Source organism: Acidovorax sp., assembly GCF_046314175.1.
Lineage (GTDB): Bacteria > Pseudomonadota > Gammaproteobacteria > Burkholderiales > Burkholderiaceae_C > Acidovorax.
On record NZ_JBKBXG010000024.1, the window covers coordinates 1 to 7,649 of the forward strand.

Consider the following 7,649-nt stretch of genomic DNA (forward strand, 5'->3'; position numbering starts at 1 on the left):
AGGCCTTCATCGCCCGATCCGAGGGCGAAAAGCAGGCCGTCATCAACAAGGCCCAAGGCGAGGCAGAATCGATCAAGGCCGTGGCCGAAGCCAACGCCCAGGCCATCGAGCGTGTGGCCTCGGCCATCCGTCAACCCGGTGGCGAACAGGCTGTACAGCTCAAGGTGGCCGAGAAGGCCGTGGAGGCCTACAGCCAGGTGGCAGCAGACTCCAGCACCACACTTATCGTGCCGAGCAACATGACGGAGGTGTCTGCACTCATCGGGTCCGCGATGAAGATGGTGCAAGCTTCACAGAAAGCGGCCTGAGCGCAAGCAAAGCTTTTTTCGAGGCAACGGCTACTGTCAGCCCAGATATCCCTTTTCCTATGGCTATAATCGAAGGCTTCGGAGAGGTGGATGAGCGGTTTAAGTCGCACGCCTGGAAAGCGTGTGTGGGCTAATCCCCACCGCGGGTTCGAATCCCGCCCTCTCCGCCAGATTGCTAATAAAATCAATAACTTACGGCACACAAACAACCCGTGCCCACATCCCTGCCCACATACGGGGACAACAAAAAGCCCACTCGAAGCGGGCTTTTTCATTGGCGCATGTGAATCATGCCGATGGACACATGCGCCAGCGCGGGGTCACAGTAGGCCGCGTGCGCTGCATGAGTTTGCCCATGAGCGCCTTGCTGACCACCAGCAAAACGCGCGGCTCAGGGGCTGCAGCAGCCTGGGCGGGGGAGGCGGTTACACGCGGCTCCGGGAATGCCTCTCGCCAGCGCTCGCGAACGGCACTGACGGCAAAGGTCAGCGAGTCGCGCGCAGCAACAGCGAGAGCGCTGGCCGCAACGAAGGCGCCGATGGCGACATAAAGAAGACTCTTTTTCATGGGAACACTCCGGTAGGTTGGTGGGTGCCGTGACTCGCGGCAGGTGGCCCTGGCCATAGCGGGCAAACCATCAGGGACGCCAGCGCACACCGACTTCTAGCTGTAACCAGACAAGCGCAAAAGCGCGCTCGCCGTCCTCGTACTCCACATACCCAAGCGTGGGCAGGAAGAACCAGGCGGCCCCGGTGTGGCGGGCGTAGGGGGCCACTGTCGTCAGGCCTGCTTGCAGGCAGTGCAAGCGCTGGTGTGGTTGTCAGGGCGGCAGGTGCCAGATGCGTCGGCGGCCACATCGCCCTCGGTCAGCACGGTGCGGGCCAGTTCATCGCGCAGGCGGAAGCCCAGCAGCGGCCAGATTTCGCGCTCTGCGTTCTCGCGGGCGATGCTGCGGCCAATCTTGGCGTTGAAGTTCTCCGGGCTGGCGCAGGCAGACACGCCGTGTACTGTGAAGCCGTTGCGCAGGACCAGCACGCAGAACGTCAGCAAGCCAAGGCGGCCGGTGTTCAGACTGTGGATGGGCCAATTGCCGTCCGGGGACATCCGCGCGCCGTCTGCTGCGGTGAAATAGTGCTCGCTGACAATCTCATCTTTCAGCGCGGCAGGTGTCACGCGCGGTGCCTTGTCGGCGCCAGCGGCCTGGATCTCGCGCTCCAGTGCGTCGGGGCCGGGGTCCACCACGGGGAGCAGCAAGCTTGCGGCAGTGGCACCTGCACTTGGCGCGCCAATCGGCGGGATCACAATGCCAGATGCCATCTTCGGCGACAGTTCATCCAGCACCGTTTTGATGCCCTTGGCGATGGAGGCTGCATTTTCTGGGTTGTTCGCGATCTGGATAGAGGCGCCATGCACCAGTTCGCGCTCAAGTTCTTCACGGTGGGTCGGCTGACGATATTCAGAATTGACCATGGTTTTCTCAGTGTGTTGACCCGGAATCCGTCCGGGGCGGGATTACTGGCCAGGCTTCCCGATGGGTTCGGACATCACTTGCGTGCCCATCAGCTTTTTCGACCATCCCTCCATACGCGGCGCGGCAGTCTTGGAATACGTCTCCGAGGGCAGTGGCGTACTCAAGGACGGCGGCGGGGGGAGCTGCAGCGAGTCGGCGGGCGGCTTCGGCGGATTGGTCCCGCAGGCCGTCAGAGACAAGGCGCAGATGGTCAACTTCAGTGCGCAAAAGCGTTTCACGAGTGCGGGCGGCATTGAGGGCTCCTTGGTAGGTCTTGGTGATCGCGCGCTCGTCGTTGCGTGCGGTGGTGACGGCCTTGCGCTTGTCCTCTGATGCCTCGTACCGACGCTCGGCCACTTCGGCATCCCATCGGGCATCCTGAAAGAACCATGCGCCCGCAGCGGCAACCAGTGCTGCGGCCAGGTGGGTGATAAGCGTGAGGTTCACAGCAGCAGCCCCAGTAACTTGCAGAGGGCTAGCCCACCCAAGATGCCCACGGAGGCCGGTAGGACGATCACGATCAGCGTGTCAATAGCGGCGCCAATCATTTCGACTCGCCCTGTACCGAATCCGCGCAGCGCGCCAGCGGAACGTTGCCAAGCCGGTGGTCGGCCCAGCCCACGATGAACATGGGCTTGTTCAGGCTCATGTAGTGGGTGCCCTGCTGGGCGTCGATGAGCTTCACGGCCAGCTCACAGGCTTTAACCCGGCCGCGCTTGTTCTCCAGAGCGCGGTATGCGGCAATGGACTGGGCGCCAATCTGGCCATCCACGGCTACCTGGGCATAGTCCTGGCCTCCACGGCTCAGATGGTTGAGCGCAACCTGAAACCAGCGCGAGGCGCGCGACGTGCCAGCGTTCACGCCTGCATCCACCAGCTTCTGCCCCACGGCGGGAGAAATGGCGATGATGGGCTCGAAGCCAGGACGGGCCACGTAGCCCTGAATGTAGATGGCCTCGGCACGCTCCTTGGGAAGATCGCGCATCGGGCCGGTGTAGCCATCCTGGCGCGCTACGGCAATGGTGATTCCGTGGTTTGTCTCGCCGCCAGGGTCTGCGGGGTTATTGCTGTAGCCTTGCTCAACGGCGAACACCCCGGCAACGATGGCCAGTACGGCGCCGCCCAGGCTGGCCCACACCTTGCCCTTGCCTTCGCCCTGCGCGCTCATTCTTCGGCTCCAAGCTCGCCCAGATCGGTTTCGACGGGGCGGCCACGGCGGCGGTCATCCTGCCGCTCCTGATCGCGGCGGGCATCGCGGCGCCACTTCCATACGAGGTAGCCAGCTTGCAGCGCAACAAATGCGATGGAGGCCAGCACCAGCATGTCGCTCAAGGGCAATCCAAATACGCCCGCACTCCCGGCAGCAGCAGCACCAGGAGCAGACTGGTAGGCGGCTGACACCAAGTCATGTTTTTGCTCTGCGCTCAGGTGCTGGTGAATTCCCAGCAGAGCGAGCAGGGATGTGAGGCGTTTGTTCATGGCCCCGGATCATTACGGGATCAGTCAAACGTGGCGAACACTAGAGGGGCGCGCAAGTGTTTACCGCTGATGGCGCCAGTTCAAGCTACCGCTGTTTGATCTTCAGGAAGATGGAGCGGTCGTCTCGTCGGCCGCCCGTCGTGACAAAACGGCAGGTAACCCGGTGGGTCTGTCCTGGCGTCCCGCCACTGATCCACACCACCGCCGTAGGCGATGCCACGGTAACTTGTTCCTCGACCAAAGGGGCATCAAGAATAAAAGTCGCGCTCTCTATCGTGTCGCCTACGTGCTGGAGCCATGGCCCCAGATCAAACGAATAGTCAAGCAAAGCGTCTGGGTCTTTGTCGATGGTGGGCTTGTCAGGCCCCCCTGTGTATTTTTCAGTGGCCATGGGTCACTCCATTTCTACAGTTCGATTGGCAATTGGTGCGATGTAAACCCGGTCCTCGGGCGATACGGCGAAGACCCGGTTTTCTGGCTCAACTGAAAGGACGCGCGAAACAGCGGTGATAGTGCACACGCGGTCCTGGGCGCCAATGGAAATGCGACGCTCTTGCGGTGCGACAACCCAGGTTCGCCCGCTGCGGATGAAGCCGAACAGGCGCCGCGCGGTGGCGATTTGCGCGAACGCAGGGATATGGTTGTCGCCATCTATGCGCGCGGTGGATGCAACCCTTGCACTGGTAGCAAAGTCCCCCATCAACTGCGGGCCGACCGCCCGAACTTGGGCGGTAGCGGTGGCAGTGGCGCCGAACGCTGGGATTACCTGGGCTTTCGCTGCTCGCGCTGGAGCTGCGGCCGAAGATGCTTGGTCGAAGGCAGGGATGGCCTGAGCTGCAGCAGCAGCCGCTGGGGTGCTGACGCCAGCAGCCTGGCCGAAGGCCTCAATAGCCTGAGCCGACGCCACCAAGGCCTTGACCTCGACCGCAGCGGCTTGCGAGAACGCAGGCACATCCTGGGCGCCGACAATCTTTGGCAACCCTGTGGTCACGAGCTGCGCAAAGTCTGGGATCTGCTGATTCGTGCTCGCCTTCGCCAGTGCGGAGACAGTAGCAGCCTGGCCGAACACCGGCACAACTTGCGCAGCTACGGCCACCACGCCTACCGCTCCAGCAGCTCCCTGCGTGAAGGGTGGGATTGTGGCTGCAGCCTCGGCGGTTGCCAGGGCAAAGACCGACGCGGACTGAGTGAATGCTGGTACGACCTGACTTCCGAGCAATTCGGGTGTCGGTATCTTCTCGGCGGTAGCGTTTTGTCCAAATGCCGGGAGGGATTGGGCACCCGCCACCGACGATAGTGCGCGGGTGATCGCGGTTTGCGCAAATGGGGGCAACGACTGCGCAGCGCTCACTGACGCCAAGCCCGAAGCCGACGCCGCCTGCCCAAAGGCCGGCATATCCTGAACTGCCCTGGCGCTGGCCCCGTCGCTACCGCCGAACACGATCACCGTTGGCGAGCCGGTGGCTGGCGCACGGCGCAAGACGACTACCAAAGGCTCAGGCGTCGGCGCTGGGTTTGGCACCCCGTGCGGGAAAAACAGGAAGAGGCTCACGCCATCGGCTCCGGCACAAGACCGTCGTGAGCTTCGGCGCGATATTCACCCGTGTTGTCCTTGGCCACTGCGAGATAAGTACGTCCGCCAAATAGCTCCAAGAACTCAAAAGCACCCGTGATGGGGTGCGACCTGGCGCGCGCGGTCAGCATGTAGTCGCTCTCGTCGTACAGGTACACCATGCGCGCAGCAGGGATGTCCGGGTCTATCAGCACAGTACCGCGCACACGTAACGCACGCATAGGGTTGCGCGTCACGGAAGGTCTAGGCAGTGCATTGGCAGACTTGACGATCCGCGAGAACTGTATGGCCAGGTCGAGATGTTGCACCACCTGCCGCGCCTGCAGCGCCTGGTTGATGGGTAGCGACCTGACAGTGATTGCGTGGAAGGTCATCTACCATGGTCCAGTAACATCAAACAGAACAGGCGCTGCGGCAGTGGAAGAAGACGTTCCGCACGGCATCACCATGAGGGTTCGACCCGCTGTTTCGCCGCCGCCTGGGATGGTGTCACCGACTGCGAACGTGCCTGGCGCAATGTACTGAGGGACTTGCCACAGACCGGCGAACTCGCCACGTGGACCGAGCGTTGAAATGTCGGCAGACACCAACAGCTTGGACAGGTACATGCCCTCTGCCATTCCGGGGTACGCACCGAAGTGCGTCGAGTTTCCAGACTGAGCATTCAGGCCCACGCTATTTAAGCTGATCAAGGAGGTGGATGTGCCGACACCAGAATATGGGCGCGGCGCATAGCCCACGTTGGCGACAGAACCAGCCGACAGATTCCCATCCCAAGACAGAGAAGTGGTTCCGCCAACTGTCAGTACAGTGGAGTAAGGGTCGGCCACCTTGCGGTACGAATGGAAGTCGCCAAAGCAAACCAAGTGCATCGCCACGTAAGAGGTGGAAGATGCGTATCCGGTCGCAACACCCATGTAGAAGCGCTTGCCGTCAGCAACGATCATCCACGGGTTATCCGTGGTGTTGGCCACGTCAGACTTTGGCCAGTACACACCGCCGCTGAGCTGCCCAGTTGTTGGGAACTGCCCGGTGCCGGTGCCTATGGCCGTCATGTTCTCGTAGCCCAACGCGCGCAGTGTGGTGGTGGCCGTGTCCTGCAGGCGCAGGAAGTGGCGGTTGCCGTCAGGATCGTTCGGGCGCAGCGCCAGCAGGTTCGTACCAGTGAAGGCTTCGGACCACCCAGCGGGAGCCATCTTCATGGTGATGGTTCCGCCCGCAGCTCCATCCGGCGCATCAGTGTCGAAAGTCGCGGTGTTGCCCACGCGCGTGACAACCTTCTGCTCACCATTCAGCACGGTCAGGCCAGAGCCGGTAGCTCCAACGATCAAGACAACGCTGTGAGGCACAGCGCTGTGTGACGTTGGGAATGTGGCGGTTGCCACGCCACCAGACACAACCAACGAATCCAGCGTCACCTCGTCAAACCCGTCAACCAGACAGGCCTTGATGATCGGCAAAGCGGAACCGATGACACCACGGAAACCTTGGGGCGCACCAGTCATGGTGCTGTAGAAAACTTTGACTGAGGTATCGACTGGGGAGGCCATGGCTGTCCTTAAATGAAACTGGTGATGACTTTGACCTGGCCTGCGGCAACAGCAGTCGTATCGTTGTCGGCCACCGCACCAGTGATGGATAGGCAAATGCCCGCACTGAACCTGGCGCCCAGCGGCCCGAAATCGAACTTGGCCGTCTCGCCTGCGGCTACCTTGAGCCAAATGGCCACAGCAGTCGTCCCTGCGGTCACTGTGGCGCTGTTGTGCAGCTTCACGTAGACGGCTGCGGCGCCGCTGTTGCTGATGACAATGCCGTACAGGTTGCCTGCGCTGGCCTTCACCACCGTCCCGTTAGTGTTGGCTGCACTGTTCAGGATGTTGGCGTTGGTCGGGCTACCCAATGTGGTGGTGACGGTGCCAGACACCGGCTGTGTGCCGCTGATCTGCGCCGCAGGAATCGGCTCGGTGGCATAGGCGCCCGGCGTCAAGGTGTAAGTGACAGAGCCTGCAGACTGTGCAGTAGTTCGCACGCGGAACCATTTGCAACCGTTGACGGCCGCCTTCCATCCATATGCTGGGGTGCTGGTCAGCACACCAGTGGCCGTCTCGATGATGTTGGCGTTGGTGCGGGCGACCTGCATCACTTTCCAGGCGCCGTCAACGCCGTCAGTGCTGTCGTTGGAGAACTCAAACGTAGCGTTGTGCCCCGTGGCCGTCGTCGTCACAACTGACGTAATGACGATGTTGCTTGCGCGCGAGGTGTCGATGGGCAATGACTGGCCCAACGCGGTGAAGACGCCAACCACCTCCGGAATGTCGGCAGGCATTGCCGACACCTTGAGTCGCCCGCCAGAATTAAACAGGAAAGGCGCCTGCTCTCCGTTTCCGTATAGTGCCGTTTCCTCGTCGCGGCGAAGTCCACCCACCGGGAACGGCTGGTTCGGCGTGGCAATGGCCGTGCCAAGGCCTTCGCCGTGGGCGATCTTGACCACCTGGTACTGAGCGCCGCCGACTTCCTCGGTTTTGACGACAACGCCTGTGCCGGGCAACGTGACGTTACTCGACATTACTGCCCCGGCGCTGTTTTTGTCCAGCTCGTGATCTGAATGGATTGGCCGCTGACCACGGCGGGGTTGTCCACCGTGAGGTCGCCGCCACCGCCAGTAGCCGTCACGGTGCCTTGCTCAAGGCAAATGGTGCCCGTCGCATTCATGACCCGGTAGTGGCCGATAGTTCCGTCAGCGACAGCCGCCGCCACTGCGGGAAGACCTGTCAAGGAG

Annotated in this window: 12 protein-coding genes and 1 tRNA gene; 3 read left to right on the forward strand and 10 right to left on the reverse strand. The window is 62.0% G+C overall.

The genetic code is table 11. The annotated features are described in order from the left end of the window. Positions 1-308 (forward strand): band-7 C-terminal domain-containing protein (locus ACK4OE_RS08895; protein ID WP_409884407.1); only part of this gene is annotated, 308 nt, incomplete at its 5' end. 80 nt (positions 309-388) lie between these two features. Then, positions 389-478: transfer RNA gene (locus ACK4OE_RS08900), tRNA-Ser, on the forward strand. A gap of 118 nt (positions 479-596) precedes the next feature. Here the strand turns inward: ACK4OE_RS08900 and ACK4OE_RS08905 are convergent. After that, complete coding sequence (locus ACK4OE_RS08905; RefSeq protein WP_409884408.1) at positions 597-875, reverse strand: hypothetical protein; 279 nt, start codon at positions 873-875, stop codon at positions 597-599. A 213-nt stretch (positions 876-1,088) separates the two neighbouring features. Further along, entirely contained in the window at positions 1,089-1,778 is a 690-nt protein-coding gene (locus tag ACK4OE_RS08910) for a Gp49 family protein (protein ID WP_409884409.1), read from the reverse strand. A gap of 61 nt (positions 1,779-1,839) precedes the next feature. On the opposite strand from ACK4OE_RS08910, the gene ACK4OE_RS08915 reads away from it, so the two are divergent. Then, positions 1,840-2,151, forward strand: coding sequence for a hypothetical protein (locus ACK4OE_RS08915; RefSeq protein WP_409884410.1), 312 nt, complete (start codon positions 1,840-1,842; stop codon positions 2,149-2,151). A gap of 211 nt (positions 2,152-2,362) precedes the next feature. On the opposite strand, the gene ACK4OE_RS08920 is transcribed toward ACK4OE_RS08915, so the two are convergent. From ACK4OE_RS08920 to ACK4OE_RS08955, 8 genes are all read right to left on the reverse strand, one after another. Further along, the gene (locus tag ACK4OE_RS08920) at positions 2,363-2,986 is read right to left on the reverse strand and encodes a glycoside hydrolase family 108 protein (protein ID WP_409884411.1); all 624 of its coding nucleotides are present in this window, start codon (positions 2,984-2,986) and stop codon (positions 2,363-2,365) included. Further along, complete coding sequence (locus ACK4OE_RS08925; protein ID WP_409884412.1) at positions 2,983-3,297, reverse strand: hypothetical protein; 315 nt, start codon at positions 3,295-3,297, stop codon at positions 2,983-2,985. The genes ACK4OE_RS08920 and ACK4OE_RS08925 overlap by 4 nt, the downstream gene beginning before the upstream one ends. Positions 3,298-3,382: 85 nt before the next feature. Beyond that, positions 3,383-3,688 carry a hypothetical protein gene (locus ACK4OE_RS08930; protein WP_409884413.1) on the reverse strand — a complete coding sequence of 102 codons (306 nt, stop codon included), beginning with the start codon at positions 3,686-3,688 and terminating at the stop codon, positions 3,383-3,385. A gap of 3 nt (positions 3,689-3,691) precedes the next feature. Next, positions 3,692-4,372, reverse strand: a complete 681-nt coding sequence (locus ACK4OE_RS08935; RefSeq protein WP_409884414.1) for a hypothetical protein — start codon at positions 4,370-4,372, stop codon at positions 3,692-3,694. 473 nt (positions 4,373-4,845) lie between these two features. Then, the gene (locus tag ACK4OE_RS08940; protein ID WP_409884415.1) at positions 4,846-5,244 is read right to left on the reverse strand and encodes a hypothetical protein; all 399 of its coding nucleotides are present in this window, start codon (positions 5,242-5,244) and stop codon (positions 4,846-4,848) included. Further along, positions 5,245-6,420, reverse strand: a complete 1,176-nt coding sequence (locus tag ACK4OE_RS08945) for a hypothetical protein (RefSeq protein ID WP_409884417.1) — start codon at positions 6,418-6,420, stop codon at positions 5,245-5,247. Positions 6,421-6,428: 8 nt separating this feature from the next. Further along, a complete protein-coding gene (locus ACK4OE_RS08950; protein ID WP_409884419.1) occupies positions 6,429-7,436 on the reverse strand; it encodes a hypothetical protein in 1,008 nt (335 codons plus the stop codon). After that, positions 7,436-7,645: a hypothetical protein gene (locus ACK4OE_RS08955; RefSeq protein ID WP_409884420.1), complete on the reverse strand. Its 210-nt coding sequence runs from the start codon at positions 7,643-7,645 to the stop codon at positions 7,436-7,438. Before ACK4OE_RS08955 ends, ACK4OE_RS08950 begins: the two co-directional genes overlap by 1 nt. Between the last annotated feature and the right edge of the window lie 4 nt (positions 7,646-7,649).

Coding starts and splice junctions, on each gene's coding strand:
- ACK4OE_RS08905 (WP_409884408.1), bottom strand. CDS start 875: ATGAAAAAGAGTCTTCTTTATGTCGCCATCGGCGCCTTCGTTGCGGCC.
- ACK4OE_RS08910 (WP_409884409.1), bottom strand. CDS start 1,778: ATGGTCAATTCTGAATATCGTCAGCCGACCCACCGTGAAGAACTTGAG.
- ACK4OE_RS08915 (WP_409884410.1), top strand. CDS start 1,840: ATGGGTTCGGACATCACTTGCGTGCCCATCAGCTTTTTCGACCATCCC.
- ACK4OE_RS08920 (WP_409884411.1), bottom strand. CDS start 2,986: ATGAGCGCGCAGGGCGAAGGCAAGGGCAAGGTGTGGGCCAGCCTGGGC.
- ACK4OE_RS08925 (WP_409884412.1), bottom strand. CDS start 3,297: ATGAACAAACGCCTCACATCCCTGCTCGCTCTGCTGGGAATTCACCAG.
- ACK4OE_RS08930 (WP_409884413.1), bottom strand. CDS start 3,688: ATGGCCACTGAAAAATACACAGGGGGGCCTGACAAGCCCACCATCGAC.
- ACK4OE_RS08940 (WP_409884415.1), bottom strand. CDS start 5,244: ATGACCTTCCACGCAATCACTGTCAGGTCGCTACCCATCAACCAGGCG.
- ACK4OE_RS08945 (WP_409884417.1), bottom strand. CDS start 6,420: ATGGCCTCCCCAGTCGATACCTCAGTCAAAGTTTTCTACAGCACCATG.
- ACK4OE_RS08950 (WP_409884419.1), bottom strand. CDS start 7,436: ATGTCGAGTAACGTCACGTTGCCCGGCACAGGCGTTGTCGTCAAAACC.